Here is a 25,299-nt window from a genome sequence, read left to right on the forward strand (position 1 = left end):
CCGCCTATGGACTCCATCAAAAAAGCCCAACCACTTTTCATGGTCATTTATGCAAACTTCTAAGCTCCGCAAAACCGGCCTGCTTGCAGTCCTGGCTGTCGCCATCGGCCTCATCGTCTACACGGTCCAGGCGCCCGCCGACGCCCCGCAATACCTTACGGCCAGCGTCGAACGCGGCGATATCGAAAACGCCGTGCTGGCCACCGGCGTGCTCGAAGGCATCAAGCAAGTGGATGTCGGTGCCCAGGTTTCCGGGCAGTTGAAGTCGCTCAAGGTCAAGGTCGGCGATAAGGTGAAGCAGGGCCAGTGGCTCGCCGAAATCGACCCGTTGGTCCTGCAAAATACCCTGCGCAAGGCCCAGGTGGATGAGGAAAACCTCCAGGCCCAGCGCCGGGCCACGGCGGCGCAGCTCAAGCAGGCCAGGTCGGTGTATGAACGCTACAAGGGCTTGCAGGATGACGAGTCGGTGTCGCGCCAGGACTTCGAAGACGCCGAGTCGACGTTCCAGGTGCAGCAGGCCAACCTGCTGTCCCTGGATGCGCAGATCAAGAGTGCGCATATCCAGATCGACACCGCCAAGGTCAACCTGGCTTACACCCGCATCGTTGCGCCCATCGATGGCGACGTGGTGGGCATCGTCACCCAGGAAGGCCAGACCGTGATCGCCAGCCAGCTGGCACCGGTGCTGTTGAAGCTGGCGGACCTGGATACCATGACGGTCAAGGCCCAGGTGTCGGAGGCCGATGTGATTCATATCAGCCCCGGCCAGCAGGTGTACTTCACCATCCTCGGCGAAGCCGACAAGCGCTACTACGCCAAGCTGCGCGGTACGGAACCGGCGCCGCAGAACTTCCTCGAAACCCAGACTGCCGGCACCCCCAAGCAGAACACGGCGGTGTTCTATAACGCACTGTTCGACGTGCCCAACCCCGACCATCGCCTGCGCATCGCCATGACTGCCCAGGTGCGCATCGTGCTCGACACCGCCCAGGCGGCGTTGATGGTGCCGGTGGCCGCGCTCGGCCCGCGCAACAACGATGGCCGCTACTCGCTGCGGGTGCTGGACGCCAAGGGCAAGGCGGTGGCGCGGGAGGTGAAGACCGGTATCAATAACAACGTCAAGGTGCAGGTCCTGGAGGGCCTGGCCGAGGGTGAGAAGGTGGTGATCGGTGACGCGTCGCCCACCGTGGCGGGGAACTGACGGATGACCCAGCCACTGTTGGAACTCAAGGGCATCACCCGCAGTTTCATGGCCGGCGAGCGTGAATTCATTGCGCTCAAGGGCATCGACCTGACCATCCATGCCGGGGAAATGCTGGCGATTATTGGCGCCTCGGGTTCCGGCAAATCGACCCTGATGAATATCCTCGGCGGCCTGGACTACGCCACCGCCGGCAGCTACAGGATCAACGGCATCGAAACCCGCTCGCTGGGCAATGACCAACTGGCGGAGCTGCGCCGCGATTACTTCGGGTTTATCTTCCAGCGCTACCACTTGCTGGCGCACCTCAGCGCGTTGCATAACGTGGAAATGCCGGCGATCTACGCGGGCACCCCGCAGACCCAGCGCCACAGCCGCGCACGTGAGCTGCTGGAACGACTGGGCCTGGCCAGCCACACCAGCCATCGGCCCAGCCAGCTGTCGGGCGGCCAGCAGCAACGGGTGAGTATTGCCCGGGCCTTGATGAACGGCGGTGAAGTGATCCTCGCCGACGAACCCACCGGCGCCCTCGACACCCACAGCGGCAAGGAGGTGATGCGCATCCTGGCCGAACTGCACGCGGCCGGGCACACGGTGATTATTGTCACCCATGACCCGAAAGTGGCGGCCAATGCCCAACGCATCGTCGAGGTCAGCGACGGCGAGATCATCAGTGACAAGGCCAATGCCAGCAGTGGCCTGGACCTGCCTGCCGAGGCGCCGCTCGAGGCCAGGCGCGGCGGCGCACGCCGATTGGTGGCAAGCCTTGGGCTGTTCAAGGAGGCGTTCAACATGGCCTGGGTCGCGCTGGTCTCCCATCGCATGCGCACCTTGCTGACCATGCTGGGTATCGTCATCGGCATCACCTCGGTGGTGTCGATCTCGGCCATCGGCGAAGGCGCAAAACGCTATGTGCTCAAGGACATCCAGGCGATAGGCAGCAACACCATCGATATTTTCTCCGGCACCAGTTTCGGCGACAGCCGCGCCTCGGCCATCGAGACGCTGATGCCCTCGGATGTGGAGGCCCTGAACCGGCTCTACTACGTCGACAGCGCCACCCCGGTGGTGGGCCGCAACCTCTTGCTGCGTTTCGGCAATATCGACCTGGACGCCCAGGTCAATGGCGTGAGCGACCGCTACTTCAAGGTGAAGGGGCTGAAACTCGAAGCCGGCATCGCCTTCAGCGAAAGCGATGCACGGCGCCAGGCCCAGGTGGTGGTGATCGACCACAATACCCGGCAACGCCTGTTCGGGCCGAATGTGGATCCGCTGGGCCAGGTGATCCTGGTGGGCAACCTGCCGTGCACGGTGATCGGCGTGACGGCGGACAATAAGAACATGTTCGCCGCGAGCAAGGCACTCAACGTGTGGGTGCCGTATGAGACAGCGGCAGGGCGTCTCTTAGGCCAGCGCCATCTGGACAGCATCACCGTGCGCATCAAGGACGGCCAGCCGAGCAAGGTGGTGGAAGACAACGTCAATGCGCTCATGCTGCAACGCCACGGCACCAAGGATTTCTTCACCAATAACCTCGACAGCATCATGCAGACGGTGCAGAAAACCAGCCGTTCCCTGGCGCTGCTGTTGTCGTTGATCGCGGTGATCTCCTTGCTGGTGGGGGGCATTGGCGTGATGAATATCATGCTGGTGTCGGTCACTGAGCGCACCCGCGAGATCGGTATTCGCATGGCGGTGGGCGCGCGACAGTCGGATATTCGCCAGCAGTTTTTGGTGGAAGCGGTGATGGTGTGCTTGATCGGCGGGATGATTGGCATCGCGCTGTCCTTCGCCATCGGCTATCTGTTTTCGCTGTTTGTGAAAGAGTGGGAGATGGTGTTTTCCCTGGGGTCGATCATCATGGCGTTTGGCTGCTCGACACTGATCGGCATTGTGTTCGGCTTCGTGCCGGCGAGGAACGCGGCACGGCTGGACCCGATTGAAGCGTTGGCACGGGATTGACCTCCCGGCAGCTGCCGAACCTCGGCGAGGCAGCTGCGGGGAGAGGGCTTAGAGCGCGGTATCGTCGGTGGAGTACATCCACCGCAACAACGAATGCCGTCCGCTGATCCCCAGCTTGATCGCCGCCCGCTTTAGGTAGCTTTCAATGGTGTTGACCTTCAGTGCCAGTTGCTCCGCCAACTCCGGCGCCGTGCGCCCGGCCAGCAGGCCCACGCACACCTCCAGCTCGCGGTTGGAAAGGCTCAGCCCCGATTGCACCAGGCGTTCCTGAATGCGTCGACGCAGGGTGTCGATGCCCTGGTTCTGCGATAGGTGCGGGTCGCTGTCACCGCGGCATGGCTGAATCGCGGTGATGTGTTTTTCCACCAAAGGCAACAGCAGCGTGGAGAAGTCCTGCAACATGCTGCGTTCCTGGGGCGAAAAGCTTTCTGACTGGTGGGAGCGGTACACCGACAGCACGTAGCGCACATCATCCTTGTGGCGTGTGAGGTGCAATTGTGCGGCCGGTTGCGCATCGCCCAGGGCCGCCACCGAATCGGTGTAGACCGGGCTGATCTTGCGGCGGGTGTGACCTTCGGGGCTCACGCGCAATTGGGTGATATGGGTGGCGTCCACTGCCAGTTGGGTGAGGATCAGGTCATGCAGCATGCGTGGGAAATCGCGACTGCCGGTGCTGGCGATGACCTTGCCTATATGTGGGAACAGGTGTGAATTCATCAGTTCGTCCATGAGTGTCGAATGCAGGACGTATGCTAGTACAGCCTGGCGGCGGCAGGGGGATCCAATCGGCAAAAAACCGCATTAAGCCCGGCCAACGGTGGTCGGATCCGTCCGGCCACCGTCGTGGGAAAGCACAACCGAGGGCCTGGGGCTTATCGCGCCGACTGTACCGCCATCGGCGTTTCGCGCGGTACGGCGCGGGTGCACTTGGCCAGCGCCTGCTGCACGTCCGCCAACAGGTCGGCGACATCCTCAAGCCCCACCGATAAACGCACCAGGCCTTCGCTGATACCGTGATGCGCGCGTTCTTCAGGGGTGTAGGTGCTATGGGTCATGCTCGCCGGGTGCTGGGCCAGTGACTCGGCGTCGCCCAGGCTCACCGCGCGGGTGAACAATGTGAGGGCGTTCATGAAGCGTCGTCCGCTGTCGATCCCGCCCTTGAGTTCGAAGGCGATCATGCCGCCGGCCTGGCTCATCTGCCGCGCCGCCAATGCGTGTTGCGCGAAGCCGCGCAGCCCCGGATACGTCACCCACTCCACGGCGGGATGCGCCTGCAAGGCTTCGGCCACGGCCTGGGCGTTGCTGCAATGGCGGTCCATGCGCAGGGCCAGCGTTTTGAGGCCGCGCATTAACAGCGACGCGTCCTGGGGCGACATCACCGCGCCGGTCAAGTCCTTGAGGCCTTGCAGGCGAATGCGCTGGGCCAGGGCCTGGTTGCTCACGGCGATGCCGGCGGTGATGTCGCCATGGCCGCTGAGGTACTTGGTGGCCGAGTGCACCACCACATCGGCGCCCAGTTCCAGCGGCCGTTGCAGATACGGCGTGCAGTAGGTGTTATCCACCACCACGGTCACGTTCGGCTGTTGATGGGCGAGGGCGGCCACGGCGGCGATGTCCACCAGTTGCAGGGTGGGATTGGCCGGGGTTTCGCAGTAGACCATGCGCGTGGCGGGGCTCAGCGCCGCTTGCAGGGCCGCAAGGTCGGTGAGGTCCACATGACGCACCTTGATGCCGAATTCGCCGATACCGTGATGCAGCAGGGCGAAGGTGCAGCCGTAGAGTGTCTGGCTGACGATCACCTCATCGCCCGGGCGCAGCAGGGTCCAGAACGTCGCGGCAATCGCGCCCATGCCGGAACTGAACGCCACCGCCGCCTCGCCGTTTTCCAGGGTGGCCATGCGGGACTCCAGCAGCGCCAGGGTCGGGTTGGAAATGCGCGTGTAGAAATGGCCACCGGCCTCTCCGGCGAAACAGGCGGCGCCGTATTCGGCGGTGGGGAAGGCAAACGTGGCCGACAGGTAGATCGGCGGCACGAGTGCGCCGTGGTGGTCCTTGGGGTCGTAGCCGTGGTGGATGGCACGGGTGGAAAAGCCGAATGCATTGTGTTTAGTGTTCATGTCGGGCGCTCCTTATTTCCTACAATGCTATGCTTATAACCACGGCTGGATTTTCCAAACTTTGCCGACAAAACCCGTGTCCTGGGATGAAAACTCGCTAAAAACAATAAACAGAGGCACATCATGCCCATCACGCTGGATCGCACCGACAAAGCGTTATTAAACGCCCTGCAAGGCAACGCCCGTTTAACCGTGGCCGAACTGGCCGAGCGCGTGTCCCTGACCACGTCACCGTGCTGGCGACGGGTCAGGAACCTGGAGGAGAGCGGGGTGATCAGCGGCTACCAGGCGATCCTCTCGCCCAAGGCGCTGGGGTATGGGGTGACGGCGTTTGTCAGCATCATGATGGAGAGCCACACCCAGGAAATCGCCCGGGCGTTCGAGCAGCGCCTGTTGGATATTCCGGAAATCGTGGCCTGTCATAACGTGTCGGGACGCTATGACTTTTTGCTCGAGGTGGTGGCCAGGGACCTGGAGTCGTTCGGCGAGTTTGCGCGGGAGGTGTTGCAGACGCTGCCGTGCGTCAAGGAAATCTATTCGAGTTTTTCCTATAAATCGGTGCGACCGTTGCGGGTGATTCCATTACCAGGTTGATCGCACCATTGGTCACCTGTTCTTCCCCGCAATTGGCTATTTCTCCCGTACGGCCCGGTGGCTAACCTAGCCACCACTTCCCACCGTTCCGGAGTTCCGCATGCAAGCCCGTACCGATTTCTACACCGCTTCCCCAGACGCCATGAAAGCCATGCTTGCCCTGGAAGCCGCCGTCGGCAAACTCTCCATCGAACTGCCATTGCTGGAGCTGATCCGCCTGCGGGTCTCTCAGATCAACGGCTGTGCCTTTTGCCTGGACATGCACACCGCCGATGCCCGCAAGGGTGGCGAGACCGAGCGTCGCCTCTACACCTTGTCGGCCTGGCGCGAAACGCCGTTCTTCACCCCGCGTGAACGCGCGGCATTGGCCTGGGCCGAGAGCCTGACGCTGCTGAGCCAGACCCACGCCCCGGACGCAGACTTCACCGCGCTCGCCGCCGAGTTCAGCCCCCGGGAGCAAGTCGACCTGAGCGTGGCCATCGCCACGATCAACAGCTGGAACCGCCTCGCGGTAGGTTTCCGCAAGATGCCTGAATAGGCGGTTGAAGACGGCTCTTTTGTGGTGAGCGGGCTTGTCCCGCGCTGGGCTGCGCAGCAGCCCCAAAACAAGGCGCAGAGGAGTGCCTGATATACCCCATTCGTCTTCATCAGGGGCGCTTCGCCCCCCAGCGCGGGCGGTGCGACGATTCGCCAAGCCCGCTCGCCACAGCAGTAAGTGTCAGAAGTTCACCGAAGCACTCAGGCGCGCCGTCAGCGGCGCGCCCTGGAACAGATAGTCATCGCCCATGTACTCGCCCGCGTCGCGCCAGTAGCGCTTGTCGAACAGGTTGTCGACGCTCAGGCGCAACACCGTCTCGTAGCCGTCGATCTTGGTGGTGTAGCGGCTGCCGACGTTGACCACCGCGTAATCCCCCACCTCCACATTGCCGCTGCGATTGGCGTACTTATTGGCGCTGTATTGCACGCCGCCGAGCACCGCCAGGCCATTGACCCACGGCAACGCATAATCGGCGTACACACTGGCGCGCAGCTTGGGCACGTTGATCGCCTGGTGGTCTTCGTATGCCGGTGTGCCGCTGCCGCTGACCCGTGCACGAATCGCCGCCACGCTGGTGGAAATCTGCAGGCGCTCGGTGGCCCAGCCGTTGGCCGACAGTTCCACGCCGGTGTTTTTCTGTTCGCCCTGTTGCACGTAGGTGAACTGGCCGGCGCCATCCGGCTTGGCGTACTGATAGGCCTGGCGTGTCTGGAACACAGCGGCGGCGAAGCTGATGCGGCGCCAGTCGTATTTCACCCCGGCCTCGATTTGCCGCGAGGTGGTCGGGGCCAGGGTTTCATCGGCGTTGTTGGCAAACCACGGCGCGGTGCCGCCCAGGGACAGGCCTTTGCTGTAGCTGGTGTACAGCGAGATGTTTTCCACCGGTTTGTAGATCAACGATGCCTGGGGCAGGAACACGTATTGCTGGGTATGGCGGGCCTGGTTGCCAGTGACGCCGTCGAACGCTTTTTCATCCAGGCGCACTTCGCGGCCACCGAGGAGGGTTTGCCATTGCTCGTTGAGGCGGATGCGGTCGGTGACGAACAGGCCATACTGGCGGCTGTCGAGGGTGCGATGGCTGTCGTTCAACGGCTTGTCGGTGGGCGTGAACGTCGGCGCGTCAGCGTCGATATTGGCCGTGCCGATGTACTCGTTGACGGACTTGCGCTTGTCGATCACCCGGCGAAACGCGCTTGTGCCGAAGGTCAGTTCATGGCCGATGCCTGCGGTGTCGAACAGGCCGGTCATCGCCGCCTGGACTTCATCGTCACGGCGGGTATCGTCGGGGCTGCGGTAGTCGTAGACGTCGTAGTTGCCTTCGGGCGTGAAGTGGTTGCCGATACCGTTGGTGTCGCCGCCCCAGGCAAACGAACTGTAGTCATCGATCACCACCTTGCTGCGCGCGGCGCTGACGCTGCCTTTCCACTGGTCGCTGAAGCGGTATTCGAACGTGCCGTTGAGGTTCAGCGAATCGATGCCGACCTGCCTGGAACCGCTCTGGTGGCCCAGCAGTTTTTTCGGCGAGGCGTCGTGGGGCACCTCGGTGCCGCCCAGCAACTGGTAGCCCGGTACCGAGCGCTGTTGCTTGTTCTGGTATTCCGCGTCCAGTTGCAGCACCGCGTCGGGGCTGATGTTCCAGTCGAAGGCCAGGGACACAAAGTCGCGCTGGCCGTTGGCGTGCTCCACATAGGCATTGAGGTCTTCATGGGCGACGTTGGCGCGCAGGCCGAATTGCTGCTCGCTGCCAAACCAGCCACCCACGTCGGTGGCGATATAGCCACTGCCGCGGTCATCGGTGGACACCGTCACCGAGCGCACGTCTTCCGGACGCTTGGTCACGTAGTTGATCACGCCGCTGGGTTCGGACATTCCGCTCTGCAAACCGGCCAGGCCCTTGAGCACTTCCACCTGCTGTTTGTTTTCCAGGGCGACGTTCTGCTCGCCGGTGATGGTGCGTCCGTTGATCTTGTAGCTGCTCGCCGCATTCAGCGAGAAGCCACGCACCACGAAATTTTCGTAGTAACCGATGGGGGCGTAGCTATCGCCCACCGAAGCGTCGTTGCGCAGCACTTCACTGAGCAGGCGCGCTTGCTGGTCCTTGATCAGCGCGGCATTGATCACCGTGATCGAGGCCGGAGTGTCCAGCAGCGGCGCCTCATTGAAGCCGCCGACCGAGGCGGTGTCTGCGCGATAGCCGGACGCGTCCTCGCCCTGGACCTGCACCGCCGGCAGCTCGAGTTGTGCCGCCCAACTGTTGCCGATCCCGCCGCTGAGCAGCAGGCCGAGGGCGAAACGTGTACTGACGACAGGACGAAAACGCAAAACCATGGGGGAGGGCCTTAAAGCGCAGGGCGGGGGGCGCATAAGCTAGGCATAACTGCTCGGTTTTACAAGTGAGACGTCCCGTCTCAGCCCGCCCACTGAATGACGTGCCTCTCGACAGCCTGCGTGCCCACCTGCGATAGACAGGACATCTCTAACCCTTGCAGGAGATCATCATGGGTATCGCTGGAAAAGTTGCACTGGTGACCGGCGCCGGGCAGGGCATTGGTCGGGCCATCGCCCTGCGCCTGGCACAGGACGGTGCCGACATCGCCCTGGTCGACATCAATGGCGCCAAGCTCGAAGCCGTGGCCGCCGAAGTCGTGGCCCTGGGGCGCAAGGCCTCGGTGTTTATCGCCGACGTGTCCAAGCGCGACCAGGTGGTGGCGGCGGTCGAACACGCACACCAGACCCTCGGCGGCTTCGACATTATCGTCAACAACGCCGGGGTCGCGCAGATCGACGCGCTGCTGGATGTCAGCCCGGAACAGGTCGAACGCACCCTGGGCATCAACGTGCAGGGCGTGTTGTGGGGTATCCAGGCTGCAGGCAGGAAATTCAAGGCGCTCAAGCAGAAGGGCAAGATCATCAATGCCTGTTCCATCGCCGGCCACGAAGGCTTCGCGCTGCTGGGCGTGTACTCGGCCACCAAGTTCGCCGTGCGCGCCTTGACCCAGGCGGCGGCCAAGGAACTGGCGAGCGCCGGGATCACGGTCAACGCTTATTGCCCGGGCGTAGTGGGCACCGACATGTGGGTGGAGATCGACAAGCGCATGGCCGAGATTACCGGCGCCGAAGTGGGTGCGACCTACAAGCAGTATGTGGATGGGATTGCCCTGGGCCGTGCGGAAACGCCGGAGGATGTGGCGGGGTTGGTGGCCTACCTGGCCGGGCCGGATGCGGATTACATGACCGGACAGGCGCCCTTGATCGACGGTGGGCTGGTTTATCGCTGATCTCCCAAGGCCGACGGTGTTAAATGTGGGAGGGGGCAAGCCCCTCCCACATGGGTGACCCTGTTGTGTCAGTGCTTGCCGGGCATGTCGATGCCCAACCGGTTGACTCGGCGGTACAGGGTGGCCCGGGAAATCCCCAGCGCCTGCGCCGTCGGCAACGGCTTCCAGCGATGCCGGATCAAGGCATCCAGTACCACTTGGCGTTCCGGGCTGACGCTGTGTTCGGCCAGCGTCTCGACCTGCTCCCCACGCACTTCCACCGGCAAGTCCGCCAGCTGAATCGTGCCGCCTTCACACACTGCACAGGCATACGCCAGCACATGGTGCAGCTGGCGCACATTGCCCGGCCAGGCATAGCCCAGCAGGCGTTCCAGCGCGGCCTGGCCGATGCCTACCGAGATGCCGCTGCCGCGCGCTTGCTGCTCCACCAGCCGGTTGATCAATGCCAGTTTGTCACTGCGCTCGCGCAGCGGCGGCAGACAGAAGCGTGCACAGCCGAGGCGGAAGTACAGGTCTTCGCGAAAGCGCCCGTCGCTGACCAGCACGGCCAGGTCGCGGTGGCTGGCGCAGATCACCTGAATGTCTACCGTGCGGGTCTTGGCCCCGCCCAGGGGCGCGACTTCACCCTCGGCCATCACCCTCAGCAGGCGCGTCTGCAACGCCAGCGGCATATCGCCGATTTCATCGAGGAACAGGGTGCCGCCATCGGCCTGCACCAACAGCCCCGGCATGCCTTTGCTGGAGGCCCCGGTAAAGGCCCCGGCCACGTAGCCGAACAGCTCGCTTTCAATCAGGTTCTCGGGGATCGCCGCGCAGTTCACCGCCACAAAGGGCCCTGTTCGCCGGACGCTGCGTTCGTGCAGCTGACGGGCGAAAACTTCCTTGCCGGCGCCGGTTTCCCCCTGCACCAGCACCGGCAGGTTGCGGTCCTTGACGCGCACGGCCAGGCGCAGGTGTTCTTCCACCCGTGGGTCGACCTGGGTGTGCGCAACGGGCCGTGCCGGTTTGCGGCGCGGCCCGTTGACCCGCACGTGCAGCACGCCAGGCTCGCCCAGCCATTGCAGGTGTTGGGTCGATTGGTCGGTGGCCGAGCGCAACGCGTCCAGGTCGAACACCTCGCCGATATGCGCCGGCACCTGGCCGAAACGCCGGCGCAGTGCCTGGCGCGCCTTGCTGTTCAGGGCGTGCAGGCGCCCGTCCTGGTCCCAGGCCAGCAACAGGTCGGGCTGGCTGTCCACGTAGCCCGGTGTGCTGTGGGCCTGGAGCACCCAATGCTCGCGGGCGCTGTGCATGAAGAAGGCGTTTTCGATGGCCTGGGCACTCTGGGCCACCATCTGCCGCACCAGGTGCTGGCTGCGCCGGTCATCCGGGGATTTGAGCGCCGAGGCATCCATCACCCCCAGCAGGTTGCCCTGGGGGTCGAAGATCGGCGCGGCGGAGCAGGTCAGGCTGATAAACGCGGCGCGGAAGTGGTCGCGCTTGTGCACGGTCACTGCGGCCTTGCTGGTCAGCACCGTGGCCACGCCGCAGGTGCCTTCCTCGGCTTCCGACCAGCAGGTGCCGAGGTACAGGCCGGCTTTGCGGCAGTCGCTGCGAATGGTTGTGTCGACGCGGTGATCGATGGTCTGGCCCTGGGCGTCGGTGAGCATCACGCAGTAGTCGGCGTGGCGCACCCGGTGGTGCAGTTGCCCGACTTCCTCGCCGGCGATGCGCATGAACAGCTCGGCGCGTTCGCGGCATTCCTTGAGCAAGGGTTCGGTAAGGATGCGGGGCCCCTGCAGCGAGCCGGGGTCGAGGTGGTGTTGTTCCATGGAGCGCCGCCAGGAATCGAAAATCAGCGACGGCACCGGCGCCTGGGGCAGGCGATCGGCATTGCGGACCACGCGACTGACGCAGTCGACGTGTTCCCTGGAGTTCGCGGCGAGCATAAGGCCTCCGGTTCTCGATCTTTGTTGTTATGCCCGCCATTAAGCGCCCGTGGGCGCGAGGGGACAAGGGCGACCTGACCAACAGCCCCGCGTGAGACGCGGCGTCTCATTTCGGCCGAGACGCCGCCTGCACAGTGCAATGCGCCGTCTCATTCTGCACAGGCATACCGTCCCGGCACAACCGCACGGCACTGCTCTGGATCAAGGCTTTGCCAGGTTTTATCGCACCTTGGCACAGGCTGTGCTGAACCACTTGCAGCTGGCCGCAGCCAGCCTTTTGTGTGTCGAGACAACCTGGAGAACAACAAGATGTCCACCCACCTGTCCACCGATCAATTGCTGCATGCCTACACCGTGATGCGCACCATCCGTGATTTCGAAGAACGCCTGCATGTGGAATTCGCTACCGGCGAGATCCCCGGTTTCGTGCACCTGTATGCCGGCCAGGAAGCCAGCGCAGCCGGGGTCATGGCCCACCTCAACGATGAAGATTGCATCGCCTCCAACCACCGTGGTCATGGCCATTGCATCGCCAAGGGCGTGGATGTGTTCGGCATGATGGCCGAGATCTACGGCAAGAAAACCGGGGTGTGCGGCGGCAAGGGCGGTTCCATGCACATCGCCGACCAGGAGAAGGGCATGCTCGGCGCCAACGGCATTGTCGGGGCCGGTGCGCCGTTGGCGGCAGGTGCCGCGCTGGCCTCCAAGCTCAAGGGCAGCCAGGGTGTGGCGGTCGCATTTTTCGGCGACGGCGGCTCCAACGAGGGCGCGGTGTTCGAGGCGATGAACCTGGCGTCGATCATGAAACTGCCGTGCCTGTTCGTGGCCGAGAACAACGGCTATGCCGAGGCCACCGGTTCCGGCTGGTCGGTGGCGTGCAAGGACATTGCCGAGCGGGCGGTGGGCTTCGGCATGCCGGGGGTGATTGTCGATGGCAATGACTTCTTTGCCGTGCACGCGGCGTTGGGCGTGGCGGTGGAGCGCGCGCGCCAGGGCGACGGGCCGACCTTGGTGGAAGTCAAACTGAGTCGCTTCTACGGCCACTTCGAAGGCGATGCACAAACCTATCGTGGCCCGGACGAAGTGAAGAACCTGCGCGAATCCCACGACTGCCTCGCACTGTTCCGCCAGCGCTGCAATGCCGAAGGCTGGCTTGACGCGGCCCAATTCGAACGTATCGACGGCGAGGTCGCGCAGTTGATCGACGACGCCGTGCGCCTGGCCAAGTCCGATCCCAAGCCCCAGGCCGCCGACCTGCTCAGTGATGTCTACGTCGCCTACCGCTAATAACTACAAGACTCGGAGAGAATTTCATGGCTCGCAAAATCAGCTATCAGCAGGCAATCAACGAAGCCCTGGCCCAGGAAATGCGCCGCGACCAAAGCGTGTTCATTATCGGCCAGGATGTCTCCGGCGGCACCGGCTCCCCCGGCGAGCAGGACGCCTGGGGCGGTGTGCTCGGCGTGACCAAGGGCCTGTACCCGGAGTTTCCGGACCGGGTACTCGATGCGCCGTTGTCCGAAGTCGGCTACGTCGGCATGGCTGTCGGCGCCGCCACCCGTGGCATGCGCCCGGTGTGCGAGTTGATGTTCGTCGACTTTATCGGCTGCTGCCTCGACCAGTTGCTCAACCAGGCCGCCAAGTTTCGCTACATGTTCGGCGGCAAGACCACCACGCCGCTGGTGGTGCGCGCCATGTACGGTGCCGGCCTGCGTGCCGCCGCCCAGCATTCGCAGATGCTCACCTCGATGTGGACGCACATTCCCGGGCTCAAGGTGGTATGCCCGGCCACGCCCTATGACGCCAAGGGCATGCTGATCCAGGCGATCCGCGACAACGACCCGGTGATCTTCCTCGAACACAAGATGCTCTACAGCCTCCAAGGTGAGGTGCCGGAAGAGCTGTACACCGTGCCGTTCGGTGAAGCCAACTTTGTGCGCGAAGGCCGCGACGTGACCCTGGTGACCTACGGCCGTATGGTGCATATCGCCCTGGAAGCCGCCGCCAACCTGGCACGCCAGGGTATCGACTGCGAAGTGCTGGACCTGCGCACCACCAGCCCGCTGGACGAAGACAGCATCCTCGAGAGCGTGGAGAAAACCGGGCGCCTGGTGGTGATCGACGAGTCCAACCCGCGTTGTTCCATCGCTACCGACATCAGTGCGTTGGTGGCCCAGCAGGGCTTCTCGTTCCTGCGTGCGCCGATCGAGATGGTCACCGCGCCGCACACGCCGGTGCCGTTTTCCGATGCGCTGGAAGACCTGTATATCCCCAACGCCGCGAAGATCGAGGCCGCGGTGCTGAAGATCGCCGACAAGAGGAATGCCGCATGATCCATACCTTGACCATGCCCAAGTGGGGGCTGTCGATGACCGAAGGCCGCATCGACGTCTGGCTCAAGCAGCCCGGCGACCGGGTGGAGAAGGGCGAAGAAGTGCTGGACGTCGAGACCGACAAGATCTCCAGCAGCGTCGAGGCGCCGTTCAGCGGTGTGTTGCGCCGCGTACTGGCGCTGAGCGACGAGACCTTGCCGGTGGGCGCGCTGCTGGGGGTGGTGGTGGACGGTGAGGCCAGCGAGGCGGAGATCGATGCGGTGATCGAAAGCTTCAACGCCGGGTTCGTCTCAAGCAGCGCCGAAGCCGAAGCCACCGGGCCGAGTGCGCAGAAGGTCGAGGTGGGCGGGCGCTTGCTGCGCTATCTCGACCTGGGCGAGGGCGGCACGCCGCTGGTGCTGGTGCATGGCTTTGGCGGCGACTTGAACAACTGGCTGTTCAACCAACCGGCCCTGGCCGCCGAGCGCCGGGTGATCGCCGTGGATTTGCCGGGGCATGGCGAGTCGGGCAAGCATCTGCAAGCGGGTGACGCCGAGGAGCTGAGCCAGGCCGTGCTGGCCTTGCTCGATCACCTCAAGCTCGAACGCGTGCACCTGGCCGGGCACTCCATGGGCGGCTTGGTCAGCCTGATGCTTGCCGGCCAGGCGCCGGCGCGCGTTGCCTCGCTGACCCTGATCGCCAGCGCCGGGCTGGGGGCGGACATCAACGGCGATTACCTGCAAGGTTTCACCGAAGCCAATAACCGCAACGCGCTCAAGCCGCAACTGGTGCAACTGTTCAGCGACCCGGCGCTGGTGACGCGGCAGATGCTGGAGGACATGCTCAAGTTCAAGCGGTTGGAAGGGGTGGATCAGGCGTTGAGGCAACTCAATGCCCAACTGTTCGAGGGTGGGCGCCAGCGCCTGGATTTGCGCAACGTGGTGGGGCGGCAACCGAGCCTGGTGATCTGGGGCAGTGACGATGCAATCATCCCGGCCGGCCATGCCCAGGGGCTGGAGGCCCAGGTGGAGATTCTGCCGGGGCAGGGGCATATGGTGCAGTTGGAGGCGGCGGAACGGGTTAACCAACTAATCTCAACCTTCCTGAAATCCCAACCTTGAAATGCAATTCAATGTGGGAGGGGGCTTGCCCCCGATTGCGGTAGTTCAGATACAGAGATGTTGACTGAGCCATCGCCATCGGGGGCAAGCCCCCTCCCACATTTTCAGATGCATTTCAGATTGAGCGCTTCAGGGTTTCGCTGGGCAGTTCCTTGAACAACGCTCGATAGCTGTTAGAGAACCGCCCCAAATGCCAGAACGCCCAGTTCATCGCCACCTCGGCCACGGTCGTTCCGGCACCGCTCAACAATTCCCGTCGTGCCCCGTTCAACCGGCGCAGGCGCAACCACTGCGCCGGGCTCATCCCGGTGTAGGTCTTGAACCCTTGCTGCAACTGGCGCAGCGGTACGCCGGCAATCCGCGCCAGTTCCAACAGGTTGACGGTTTCGTCCGGTGCATCCGCCGCCCACTCGCCTATGCGCGCCATCAACCGGCGCTCTTCACTGCGCTTTTGCAATGAGCTGCGATCCAGGCACACGCAGGCGTTGTCGAGGATGAACAGGCAGTCGTCGAGCAACTGTCGGGTGAGGGACACCGGGTCGATGTCCGTGGACAAGCGCGTCAGGGTGCCACTGAGCCAACGGCTGAACAGCGCGTTCTGCTGGCAGGCCAGCGGCGCCATGAACAGGCCTTCCAGTGTGGCCAAGTCCAGGCCATGGTGCTGCACGAACTGCGGGCCGAACACCACCGCCACTTCGCGGTAGTTTTCCGGGGTGATCCAGGTGTTGCGGCTTTCGCCATTGAGCAGATACAGCGCGTTGTCGCTGCCATCGAAACAGAACGCCAGCGCGCCCGGCGGTGCGTTGAAGTGCTGCTCCACACGGGTGTTCATGCTCTCTTCGTAGACTTCGACACCTTGCAGGTCGAGGTAGCGGACGCGCCCGGCGAAATGCCCCGGGGACATCTGCTGGTATTGCTGCACCCAGCCGGGTGTCGCACGGCATTGGGTGGCCACATCAGCGGTGGTGAAGGCCTGTACGCGCAAAGCGGTTGCCTGGGTCATGGGGGATCCGTGCGCACTCTATTGGTGCGCTGTGGGGCGTGCAAAGTGGATAGATGGCCTGTGAAGGCTGGCCCAAGATAGACCTCAATGCGCCGCGAGTACAAGGCGGCGCAGCACCCACCCCATGACGAGGTCCTTATGAACGCCCCCTTCGATCAGCTGTACACCTGGCTGAAAGAACACAAGATTACCGAAGTCGAATGCGTGATCAGTGATTTGACTGGCATCGCACGCGGCAAGATTGCGCCCACCAACAAGTTCCTGCATGAGCGAGGCATGCGCCTGCCGGAAAGTGTGTTGCTGCAAACGGTAACCGGGGACTTTGTCGACGACGAGATCTACTACGACCTGCTGGACCCGGCCGACATCGACATGATTTGCCGCCCGGTATCCAACGCGACCTACGTGGTGCCGTGGGCCATCGAGCCCACCGCGATTGTGATCCACGACACCTTCGACAAGCACGGCAACCCCATCGAACTGTCGCCGCGCAACGTGCTGAAAAAAGTCCTGCAGCTTTACACCGACCGGGGCTGGCAGCCGATTGTCGCGCCGGAAATGGAGTTCTACCTGACCCAGCGCTGCGAAGACCCGGACCTGCCGCTGAAAACCCCTATCGGCCGTTCCGGCCGTGCGGAAACCGGGCGCCAGTCGTTCTCCATCGATGCGGCCAACGAGTTCGACCCGCTGTTCGAAGACGTCTACGACTGGTGCGAAGCCCAGGGCCTGGACCTCGATACGCTGATCCATGAAGACGGCCCGGCGCAGATGGAAATCAACTTCCGCCACGGCGATGCCCTCGACCTGGCCGACCAGATCACCGTGTTCAAGCGCACCCTGCGCGAAGCCGCGCTCAAGCACAATGTGGCCGCCACCTTCATGGCCAAGCCGGTGGCCGACGAGCCGGGCAGCGCCATGCACCTGCACCAGAGCGTGGTGGATATCGCCACAGGCAAGCCGGTGTTCGTCGACGCCGACGGCAACATGAGCCCGCTGTTCTTGCACCATATCGGCGGCCTGCAGAAGTACATCCCCAAGCTGTTGCCGATGTTCGCGCCCAACGTGAATTCGTTCCGCCGCTTCCTGCCGGACACCTCGGCGCCGGTCAATGTGGAGTGGGGCGAAGAAAACCGTACCGTCGGCCTGCGCGTGCCCACCTCGAGCCCGGATGCGATGCGCGTGGAAAACCGCCTGCCGGGCGCCGATGCCAATCCCTACCTGGCCATTGCCGCCAGCCTGCTGTGTGGCTACCTGGGGATGATCGAGCAGATCGAACCCAGCGCCCCGGTAGAAGGCCGCGCCTATGAGCGCCGTAACCTGCGCCTGCCGTTCACCCTCGAAGACGCCCTGGCGCGGATGGAGGACTGCGACACGGTCAAGCAGTACCTGGGCGACAAGTTCGTGCGCGGCTACGTCGCGGTCAAGCGCGCCGAGCACGAGAATTTCAAGCGGGTGATCAGTTCCTGGGAGCGTGAGTTCCTGCTGTTGAGCGTCTAAAAAACACAAAAGGGGTGTCGATATGCGTCTTGTGAACAAGCTTCTCCCGCTGGCCCTGGTGGCCGCGTTCAGCGGTGCCGGCCAAGCCGCGCCGACGGTGAGCGTCTACAACTGGACCGACTACATCGGCGAGACCACCCTGGCGGATTTCCAGGCCAAAACCGGGATCAAGGTGATCTACGACGTGTTCGATTCCAACGAAACCCTGGAGGGCAAGTTGCTCGCCGGTCGCACCGGCTATGACGTGGTGGTGCCGTCGAACCACTTCCTGGCGCGCCAGGTAAAGGCCGGCGCGTTCCTCAAGCTCGACCGTTCGCAGTTACCCAACTTCAAGAACCTCGACCCCAAGCTGCTCAAGCTGCTGGAGAAAAACGACCCGGGCAATGCGCACTCGGTGCCGTACCTGTGGGGCACTAACGGCATCGGCTACAACGTCGACAAGGTCAAGCAGGTGTTGGGTATCGACCATATCGATTCATGGGCGGTGCTGTTCGAACCGGAGAATCTCAAGAAGCTCAACCAGTGCGGCGTGGCCTTCCTCGACTCGGCGGATGAGCTGTTCCCGGCGATCCTCAACTACATGGGCAAGGACCCGCGCAGTGAGAACCCCGAGGACTACCAGCAGGCCGAGGCCAAGCTGTTGACGCTGCGGCCGTACATCACCTACTTCCATTCCTCCAAGTACATTTCGGACCTGGCCAACGGCGATATCTGCGTGGCGTTCGGCTATTCCGGCGATGTATTCCAGGCGGCCAACCGCGCCAAGGAAGCCAAGAACGGCGTGAATATCGCCTACTCGATTCCCAAGGAAGGCTCCAACCTGTGGTTCGACCTGCTGGCGATTCCGGCCGATGCGAGTCACCCAAAAGAAGCCCATGCCTTCATTAACTACCTGCTCGACCCTGAAGTGATCGCCAAGGTCAGCGCCTCGGTCGGTTACGCCAATGCCAACCCGGCGGCGAAGGCGTTCATGGCCCCTGAACTGGTGAACAACCCCGAGGTGTACCCGTCCCAGGCCGTGCTCGACAAACTCTATATTTCCACCACGCCGACCCCCGCGACCATGCGCCTGATGACGCGCGCCTGGAGCAAAGTGAAGACCAACAAATGACCCTATCCAGCGACCACGCCCGTTCCTACTACCTTGCGTCGGCGAATGCCATGCCGGAGCGCCCGGCACTGGGCGCCGACCTGAGCGCCGATGTGTGTGTGATCGGCGCTGGTTTTACCGGGGTCAACACCGCTATCGAACTGGCCCAACGCGGGCTCTCGGTGATCCTGCTGGAGGCCCGGCGTATCGGCTGGGGCGCCAGCGGGCGCAACGGCGGGCAGTTGATTCGCGGGATCGGCCACGATGTGTCGGGGTTCGCCAAGTACGTGGGCGAGGAGGGCGTGCGTTACCTGGAACGGGCCGGGATCGAGTCGGTGGCCCTGGTGGGCGAGCGCATTCGCGAGCACGGGATCGACTGCGACTTGCGCTGGGGATTTGCCGAGCTGGCCAACACCCCGGCGCAGTTCGCTGCGTTCAAGGGCGAGCAGGACAGCCTGGCGCGCCTGGATTATGTGCATGAAACCCGCCTGGTGGGCCCGCAGGACATCCGCGACGTGGTGGATTCGACGCAGTATGCCGGCGCCTTGGTGGACATGGGCTCCGGGCACCTGCACCCGCTGAACCTGGTGCTCGGCGAGGCGCAGGTGGCCGAGTCCCTTGGGGTGCGGATCTTTGAGCATACCCAAGTGCTTGAACTGATCCACGGCGACACGGTGCAGGTGCGTTGCGCTGGCGGCACGGTGCGGGCCGCCAGCCTGGTACTGGCCTGCAATGCGCACCTGGAGGAACTGGAACCGCGCCTGAGCGGCAAGGTGCTGCCGGCGGGCAGCTACATCATCGCCACCGAGCCGCTGTCGGTTGCACAGGCCAATCAGTTGATCCCGCAGAACCTGGCGCTGTGCGACCAGAAAGTCGGCCTGGATTACTACCGGTTGTCCGCCGACCGTCGCCTGTTGTTCGGCGGCGCCTGCCATTACTCGGGGCGCGATCCCAAAGACATCGCGGCCTATATGCAGCCCAAGATGCTCAAGGTGTTCCCGCAATTGGCCGACACCGCCATCGCGTTCCAGTGGGGCGGCAGGATCGGCATCACCGCCAACCGTTTCCCCCAGGTCGGGCGGCTCAAGCAATACCCGAACGTGTTCTACGCCCAGGGCTATTCCGGGCATGGGCTCAACGTGACCCACTGGTGCGCGCGGCTGTTGGCCAAAGGCATACACGCGGGCCACAGCCATGGCCTGGATGTGTTCAGCCAGGTGCCGCACATGACCTTTCCCGGCGGCAAGGCGTTGCGCTCGCCGCTGCTGGCGTTGGGAATGGCGTGGCATCGCTTGCGGGAATTGATGCATTGAAGCCCGGGGCGTGGCAGGCTGTGCACGACGTTTTACTACGACTTTTGGAGATTTAGCGTGCCAACAGCATCTGCAGTGATTGAAATCCCGGTATCGGCCGAGACGGTCTGGCACTTGGTGGGTGGCTTCAACAGCCTGCCGGACTGGCTTCCGTTTATCGCCAAGAGCGAGCCCGGTGAAGGTGGCCGCGTGCGCCATCTGACGACCGCCGACGGCGGTGTGATCATCGAGCGTTTACAGACCTTCGATAACGTCGGGCGTACTTACAGCTACACCATTGAAGAGTCGCCGTTTCCGGTGAGTGCTTACCTGGCGACGTTGCAGGTTGAGGCGCTGACGGAGTCGTCGGCGAAGGTGACGTGGTCCGGTGTGTTTACCCCGGCGGCGGGTACCACGGAGGCGGCGGTGGAAGAGCTGTTTGCCGGGGTGTACAAAGGCGGGGTCGAGGCGTTGCGCGCCAACTTTCCGGCCTGATTCGTTCTACCAGGCAATGCAAGACTAATGTGGGAGGGGCGATAGCTATCTTCACAACTTTCAGAGACTGGCGAGTTCCCCTGTGGTGAGCGGGGTGAGCCCGCTCACCACAGTTACAGTGTTCCTCCTTAACTGACTCGCATTGGGGCAAGCCCCCTCCCACAGTTTGACCTCACTGGCTTATGGATCAGGCTTCGGGCATCAGTTGCTGGCGACACTCCAGCACTAGGCGCGCGCCGCCTTGCTCGCTGGTGCCCACTTCCAGCTTGAACCCATGCAGGTTGATGATCGCCGCCACGATCGACAGGCCCAACCCAAACCCGCCTTGCTGGTCGCCTTCATCCACCCGATAAAACCGCTGGAACACCGCATCGCGTTCTGCCGCCGGTATGCCGGGCCCGGAGTCGTGCACTTCGATGCGCGTGCTGCCGGCATCGTTGAGCCCCCGCAGGATCACTGCGCCGCCCGCTGGAGAGAACTTGATGGAGTTGCTCAGCAGGTTGGCCAGGGCTTCGAACAACAGGGCGCGGTCGCCGGTGATCCAGGGCAGGGACTCGGGGACTTCGAGTCGCAACTGCAATTCGCCTTCCTCGGCCAGGGGCAGGTAGAAGTCATGCAACTCGCGCAGCAGCGGCAGTGGGTCCATGACCAGGAAACCGGAGCGGCGCTGGTGGTCTTCCAGCTCGGAGATACGCAGCAGCCCGCGAAAGCGCGCCATCAGGGTGTCGGTCTCGGCGATGGCATCGTCCAGTTTCACCGCGTAGCCGGAGTCCTGCTCGGCCTCCTGGCGGATGCGGTAGAGCTGCGCGCGCAGGCGGGTCAGTGGGGTGCGCAGGTCGTGGGCGATGTTGTCGCACACGCCCTTGACCTCGTTCATCAGTTTCTCGATGCGGTCGAGCATGGCGTTGACGATGGCCGCGAGCATGTCCAGTTCGTCACGCCGGTTGGACAGCGGCAAGCGGTGGGTGAGGTCGCCGGCGACGATGGCTTCGGCGCTGGCCTGGATCCCGCGGATCCGGCGCAGCGGGCGGCGGCGCAACAGATGCCAGCCGGCGGCGCCGGGGATAATGGTCAGGGACAGCGCCCACAGCAGGGCATGCCAGATGATCCGTGTCACACCGAACAGCGAGCCATTGGCGCGCACCAGCACCAGCCAGCGGCCGTCGTCGGTATGGGTGGCGACGGCGTCGCAGCTGTCCTTGGGCAGTTTGGGGTCGTCGGAGTCGACGCAATTGGCCAGGGTGTGGATCTTGCCGTCCAGCGGCAGGTCGGAGGGAATCGCGCGGATCGGCCCACTCAAGGGGCGGAACTGCTCATCGAACAGGCCGTAGGCGTCCACGCCCTTCATGTCGAAGGTCATGCTGGTGGTCAACGCTTCCACCAGTTCTTCGCCGTCGAAGCGCTGGAACAGGTGCTGGCGTTGCATCAGCGAATGGCGCGACAGGTCACTCAGGTAACCCGAGACCTCGTAATACAGCACCCCCATGAGGATGCAGCTCCAGGCCACGAACAACGAACTGTACAGCGCCAGCAAGCGGCTGCTGGATGAACGCCAGCCCTTAGAGGGGTTCAGCAATGACATAACCGGAACCTCGTACCGTGCGGATCAGCGGCGGGAGGCCCGGTGGATCGATTTTCTTGCGCAGGCGGCCGATGTGCACGTCGATCAGGTTGGTGCCCGGGTCGAAGTGATAACCCCAGACTTCCTCGAAGATCATCATCCGCGACAGGATCTGGCCGGTGTTGCGCATCAGGAATTCCAGCAGTTTGTATTCGGTGGGCAGCAGGCTCAGGGGCTGGTCGGCGCGGCTGGCTTCGCGGCTGATCAGGTTCAGTTCCAAGTCGGCCACGCGCAGGGCGGTTTCGAATTCCTTGACCGTGCTTTTGCGGCGCAGCAGCACTTCGACGCGGGCGGCCATTTCGTCGGAGGCGAAAGGCTTGGTCAGGTAGTCATCACCGCCGGCACGCAGGCCACGCACGCGCTCGTCGACGTCGGAGAGGGCGCTGATCATCAGGATCGGCGTCGATACGCCGATGGTGCGCAGGGTGGTGACGATGGCCAGGCCATCGAGTTCCGGCAGCATGCGGTCGAGGGTGATCAGATCGTAATCACCACTCACGGCGCGGACCAGGCCTTCGCGGCCGTTGTCCACCCAATCTACGTCCAGTCCATGGCTACTCAGCTCGGCGACGATCTCGCGGGCCGTTACGGCGTCATCCTCGATGGTCAAAATGCGGGTCATAGGATTACCTGGTGAGCGATTCACACTAGAAGTGGGGGCATTTTGCCAAGAAATGGCTGAACGCTTCCTAAATAAAACTTCATGTTGGCAAAACTGACACAACTTTCATGGCGGGTACCGGCCGGGGAGCAATCTCCTTCCGCAGGGAATGCATTACGCCCGCCTGCAACAGCCATTTCTTGCAAGTTGCATGGTTCAGGCAAGTTCAATTTACTTAACCTGTTGAAATACAACGGATTTAATTTTCAGCGCGACTGGCATGCTGCCTGCACTGTCCCTTTTGAGACTTGTAACACTATTTTTCCTGCCGGGAGCACCATAACAATGATCACATCGTCATCCACGCTGCAAGAGTCGAGCGCGCGCTCCGGGGTTTCCTGGGGGCTATCTTTGCCGGGGCCGCTGCGGCGGCTGCGTTATCCCTGATTCTGGTATTGCTGGGCTTCGGCCTGGGTTTCTCGGCGGTGTCGCCGTGGGCCGACAGCGGCATCAGCGCCAAGGGGCTTGGCATTTCCACGATTGTCTGGCTGGCCTTTACCCAGATCGTTGCCTCGGGCCTGGGCGGTTATATCGCCGGCCGGTTGCGGGTGAAGTGGGCCAATATGCATGGCGATGAGGTGTACTTTCGCGACACCGCCCATGGTTTCCTGGCCTGGGCCGTCGCCACGCTGATTACTGCCGTGCTGGTGGTCGGTTCGGTCAGCAGTGTGGTCACCGGCGGCGTGAAAGCCGGTGCCAGCGTGGCAGCCGGTGCGGCCAGCGGTATCACCCAGGCCGCAGGCAGCGCAGCCAAAGGCGTCAACGGTGGCGATTTTGACTACTACGTCGACAGCCTGTTTCGTGACGATCGCCCGGTTGCCGTCAGTGATGACGCTGCCCATGGCGTGGTTGCGCGCATTTTCACCCGCACCCTGAGCAATGACGGCCAACTCGCCCCTGAAGACCGTGCCTACCTGGCCCAGTTGATCAGCCAGCGCACCAACCTCAGCCAGGCTGATGCCGAAGCGCGTATCGACAAAGTCTACGGCGACGCGCGTAAAGCGGTGGAAGACGCCAAGCTCAAGGCCAAGCAAGCCGCTGAAACGGCCGCCAAAGTCGCCGCCTATACCTCGCTGTGGACCTTTGTCGCCCTGTTGATCGGCGCTTTCTTTGCCAGTTTCGCTGCAACCTTTGGTGGCCGTCGCCGCGATGCCGTGGTGTACGTCGAAACCGAAACCTACGTTCGTTAATTCAAGGAGAACACCATGCGCTCATTACTTCTGTGGTTCCTCGGCGTGCCGATCCCGGTGATCATCCTGATCGCAATTTTCATGCACTGATCCCGAGCTCAGCTCGGCCTGATGTGGGAGGGGACAAGTTCCCTCCCACATTTGGGTTTGTGGAGTGTCAGCCAGGTTGTTACCAACAGCGCGCTGGCAACGGCGGTCATGATCACCAGCGGCTGCGACGTACCGTCGGACAGCAGCCCGGTGGCCCAACTGCTCACGGCAGTGAGGAACATCTGGGTAAAGAAGAACAATCCCGATGCGGTTCCCGCAATCGCACCGTACGGCTGCAACACCGACAGTTGGCACGCCGGAATCACCATCCCCACCGACACCATGATTACCACCATCGGCAGCACGATCGCCAGCCATTGCCCCGGCATGGCGGTGGTGGCCGCCGCAAGTATCACACTGCCCAGCACGTTCAAGCCGATAGCGGCATGGATCAAACGGTCCGGCTCTAAGCGCCGCACCAGCCTGCGGAACAGGTTTGCGCCGAGCATGTAGCCGCTGATGGTGGCCGCGAACACCAGTGCATAGGCCGTGGCCGATAGGTGAAAGCCCCGCTGCAGCAGCGCCGACGACTCACTGATAAACGGAAAATAGGTGCTGTACACGCAGCCGATCGCCAGGGAATAGCGCAGGAAATAGCGGTCGCGCAGTAACTGGCCATAGAGGCGCAGCAGGTTGCCCGGCGGCGCGGCGGCGACATCGGCCGGGCGGGTTTCGGGCAGGCGGCGGTACACCACCAGGTAGAGCACTGCACCGATCACGCCGAGCAGTACAAACAGGCCGCGCCAGTCGATGAAGGGCAACATCAGGCTGCCCAGCACCGGCGCGGCCATCGGTGACACGGCCATGGCCATGGAAATCAGGCCGAGCAAGCGTGCCTGTTCATCGCGGTCGAAATAGTCGCGCACGATCACCCGACCGATCACCGTGGTGCAGCACCCGCCGAGGGCCTGGAACAGGCGCGCGATGATCAGCACGGCGATGCTGTCGGCGAGGGCGCAGGCCACAGTAGCCAGCACGTACAGAAACAGTCCCGCCAGCAATACGGGACGGCGGCCGAAACGGTCGGTCAACGGGCCGCTGATCAGCAGGGAGATCGCCGAACCGAAGGTGTACAGCGTGAGGGTCAGTTGCAACTGGCTGTCGCTGGTCTGGAAGTAGTCGGCCATAGCGGGCAGGGCAGGCAGGTGCATGTCCAGGGTGATACGTGGCAGGCCGATCAGCACGGTCAGCAGTATCAGCCAGAACCACGGGGAGAGGGCGCGTTGCGTCATGGGAGGCTTCTGTGCAAGGAGTAGAGCCGGACTCTAGCGGCTTTGTGGTTTAATCCTCAGGGCCGCTTGTGGCAAAA

General features: G+C 63.2%; 20 protein-coding genes and 1 pseudogene. 13 read left to right on the forward strand and 8 right to left on the reverse strand.

The window, feature by feature from the left end; all coding sequences use genetic code 11:
* Positions 1-49 precede the first annotated feature (49 nt).
* Positions 50-1,201: a macrolide transporter subunit MacA gene (gene macA, locus NIBR502773_RS27895; RefSeq protein WP_141157485.1), complete on the forward strand. Its 1,152-nt coding sequence runs from the start codon at positions 50-52 to the stop codon at positions 1,199-1,201.
* Positions 1,202-1,204: 3 nt separating this feature from the next.
* Complete coding sequence (locus NIBR502773_RS27900; protein ID WP_065941155.1) at positions 1,205-3,163, forward strand: MacB family efflux pump subunit; 1,959 nt, start codon at positions 1,205-1,207, stop codon at positions 3,161-3,163.
* A 48-nt stretch (positions 3,164-3,211) separates the two neighbouring features.
* On the opposite strand, the gene NIBR502773_RS27905 is transcribed toward NIBR502773_RS27900, so the two are convergent.
* Together NIBR502773_RS27905 and NIBR502773_RS27910 are read right to left on the reverse strand one after the other, a co-directional pair.
* Positions 3,212-3,880: a helix-turn-helix transcriptional regulator gene (locus NIBR502773_RS27905; protein ID WP_174557009.1), complete on the reverse strand. Its 669-nt coding sequence runs from the start codon at positions 3,878-3,880 to the stop codon at positions 3,212-3,214.
* Positions 3,881-4,035: 155 nt separating this feature from the next.
* The gene (locus NIBR502773_RS27910; RefSeq protein ID WP_141157486.1) at positions 4,036-5,280 is read right to left on the reverse strand and encodes a methionine gamma-lyase; all 1,245 of its coding nucleotides are present in this window, start codon (positions 5,278-5,280) and stop codon (positions 4,036-4,038) included.
* Positions 5,281-5,403: 123 nt separating this feature from the next.
* On the opposite strand from NIBR502773_RS27910, the gene NIBR502773_RS27915 reads away from it, so the two are divergent.
* A complete protein-coding gene (locus NIBR502773_RS27915; RefSeq protein WP_065947715.1) occupies positions 5,404-5,874 on the forward strand; it encodes an Lrp/AsnC family transcriptional regulator in 471 nt (156 codons plus the stop codon).
* Between the two features lie 100 nt (positions 5,875-5,974).
* Positions 5,975-6,412, forward strand: coding sequence for a carboxymuconolactone decarboxylase family protein (locus tag NIBR502773_RS27920; RefSeq protein WP_065941158.1), 438 nt, complete (start codon positions 5,975-5,977; stop codon positions 6,410-6,412).
* Between the two features lie 180 nt (positions 6,413-6,592).
* Here the strand turns inward: NIBR502773_RS27920 and NIBR502773_RS27925 are convergent, their stop codons facing one another.
* Positions 6,593-8,740, reverse strand: coding sequence for a TonB-dependent siderophore receptor (locus NIBR502773_RS27925; protein ID WP_141157487.1), 2,148 nt, complete (start codon positions 8,738-8,740; stop codon positions 6,593-6,595).
* 170 nt (positions 8,741-8,910) lie between these two features.
* Here NIBR502773_RS27925 and NIBR502773_RS27930 point away from each other — a divergent pair, with 170 nt between their 5' ends.
* Positions 8,911-9,690, forward strand: coding sequence for an acetoin reductase (locus NIBR502773_RS27930; protein WP_065941160.1), 780 nt, complete (start codon positions 8,911-8,913; stop codon positions 9,688-9,690).
* Positions 9,691-9,758: 68 nt separating this feature from the next.
* Here NIBR502773_RS27930 and NIBR502773_RS27935 read toward each other — a convergent pair whose 3' ends face one another.
* Positions 9,759-11,618 carry a sigma-54-dependent Fis family transcriptional regulator gene (locus NIBR502773_RS27935; protein WP_141157488.1) on the reverse strand — a complete coding sequence of 620 codons (1,860 nt, stop codon included), beginning with the start codon at positions 11,616-11,618 and terminating at the stop codon, positions 9,759-9,761.
* A 309-nt stretch (positions 11,619-11,927) separates the two neighbouring features.
* On the opposite strand from NIBR502773_RS27935, the gene NIBR502773_RS27940 reads away from it, so the two are divergent.
* Genes NIBR502773_RS27940 through NIBR502773_RS27950 form a run of 3 tightly spaced genes read left to right on the forward strand, consistent with a single transcriptional unit; the run spans position 11,928 to position 15,051 of the window.
* On the forward strand, positions 11,928-12,905 hold the full coding sequence (locus NIBR502773_RS27940) for a thiamine pyrophosphate-dependent dehydrogenase E1 component subunit alpha (protein WP_027606545.1): 978 nt from the start codon (positions 11,928-11,930) through the stop codon (positions 12,903-12,905).
* 26 nt (positions 12,906-12,931) lie between these two features.
* A complete protein-coding gene (locus tag NIBR502773_RS27945) occupies positions 12,932-13,951 on the forward strand; it encodes an alpha-ketoacid dehydrogenase subunit beta (protein ID WP_027606544.1) in 1,020 nt (339 codons plus the stop codon).
* Positions 13,948-15,051 carry an acetoin dehydrogenase dihydrolipoyllysine-residue acetyltransferase subunit gene (locus NIBR502773_RS27950; protein ID WP_141157489.1) on the forward strand — a complete coding sequence of 368 codons (1,104 nt, stop codon included), beginning with the start codon at positions 13,948-13,950 and terminating at the stop codon, positions 15,049-15,051. Before NIBR502773_RS27945 ends, NIBR502773_RS27950 begins: the two co-directional genes overlap by 4 nt.
* Positions 15,052-15,166: 115 nt before the next feature.
* On the opposite strand, the gene NIBR502773_RS27955 is transcribed toward NIBR502773_RS27950, so the two are convergent.
* Positions 15,167-16,054 (reverse strand): helix-turn-helix domain-containing protein, encoded by an 888-nt coding sequence (locus NIBR502773_RS27955; protein WP_141157490.1) that lies wholly within the window; start codon positions 16,052-16,054, stop codon positions 15,167-15,169.
* A gap of 138 nt (positions 16,055-16,192) precedes the next feature.
* Between NIBR502773_RS27955 and NIBR502773_RS27960 the strand changes: the two genes are divergently transcribed.
* Genes NIBR502773_RS27960 through NIBR502773_RS27975 form a run of 4 tightly spaced genes read left to right on the forward strand, consistent with a single transcriptional unit; the run spans position 16,193 to position 20,428 of the window.
* Entirely contained in the window at positions 16,193-17,551 is a 1,359-nt protein-coding gene (locus NIBR502773_RS27960) for a glutamine synthetase family protein (protein ID WP_141157491.1), read from the forward strand.
* Positions 17,552-17,573: 22 nt separating this feature from the next.
* Positions 17,574-18,662 carry a polyamine ABC transporter substrate-binding protein gene (locus NIBR502773_RS27965; protein WP_141157492.1) on the forward strand — a complete coding sequence of 363 codons (1,089 nt, stop codon included), beginning with the start codon at positions 17,574-17,576 and terminating at the stop codon, positions 18,660-18,662.
* Positions 18,659-19,954, forward strand: coding sequence for an FAD-binding oxidoreductase (locus NIBR502773_RS27970; protein WP_141157493.1), 1,296 nt, complete (start codon positions 18,659-18,661; stop codon positions 19,952-19,954). The genes NIBR502773_RS27965 and NIBR502773_RS27970 overlap by 4 nt, the downstream gene beginning before the upstream one ends.
* Positions 19,955-20,011: 57 nt before the next feature.
* Positions 20,012-20,428, forward strand: coding sequence for an SRPBCC family protein (locus tag NIBR502773_RS27975; protein ID WP_115486282.1), 417 nt, complete (start codon positions 20,012-20,014; stop codon positions 20,426-20,428).
* Between the two features lie 187 nt (positions 20,429-20,615).
* On the opposite strand, the gene NIBR502773_RS27980 is transcribed toward NIBR502773_RS27975, so the two are convergent.
* Complete coding sequence (locus NIBR502773_RS27980; RefSeq protein WP_115486281.1) at positions 20,616-22,010, reverse strand: HAMP domain-containing sensor histidine kinase; 1,395 nt, start codon at positions 22,008-22,010, stop codon at positions 20,616-20,618.
* A complete protein-coding gene (locus NIBR502773_RS27985; RefSeq protein WP_027606536.1) occupies positions 21,988-22,671 on the reverse strand; it encodes a response regulator transcription factor in 684 nt (227 codons plus the stop codon). Before NIBR502773_RS27985 ends, NIBR502773_RS27980 begins: the two co-directional genes overlap by 23 nt.
* Before the next feature lie 324 nt (positions 22,672-22,995).
* Here NIBR502773_RS27985 and NIBR502773_RS27990 point away from each other — a divergent pair.
* Positions 22,996-23,900 (forward strand): annotated as a pseudogene (locus tag NIBR502773_RS27990) (hypothetical protein).
* Between the two features lie 98 nt (positions 23,901-23,998).
* Here NIBR502773_RS27990 and NIBR502773_RS27995 read toward each other — a convergent pair.
* Complete coding sequence (locus NIBR502773_RS27995; protein ID WP_141157494.1) at positions 23,999-25,222, reverse strand: multidrug effflux MFS transporter; 1,224 nt, start codon at positions 25,220-25,222, stop codon at positions 23,999-24,001.
* Positions 25,223-25,299: the final 77 nt, after the last annotated feature.

This window comes from Pseudomonas sp. NIBRBAC000502773 (assembly GCF_006517195.1).
In the GTDB taxonomy this organism is placed as follows: domain Bacteria; phylum Pseudomonadota; class Gammaproteobacteria; order Pseudomonadales; family Pseudomonadaceae; genus Aquipseudomonas; species Aquipseudomonas marginalis.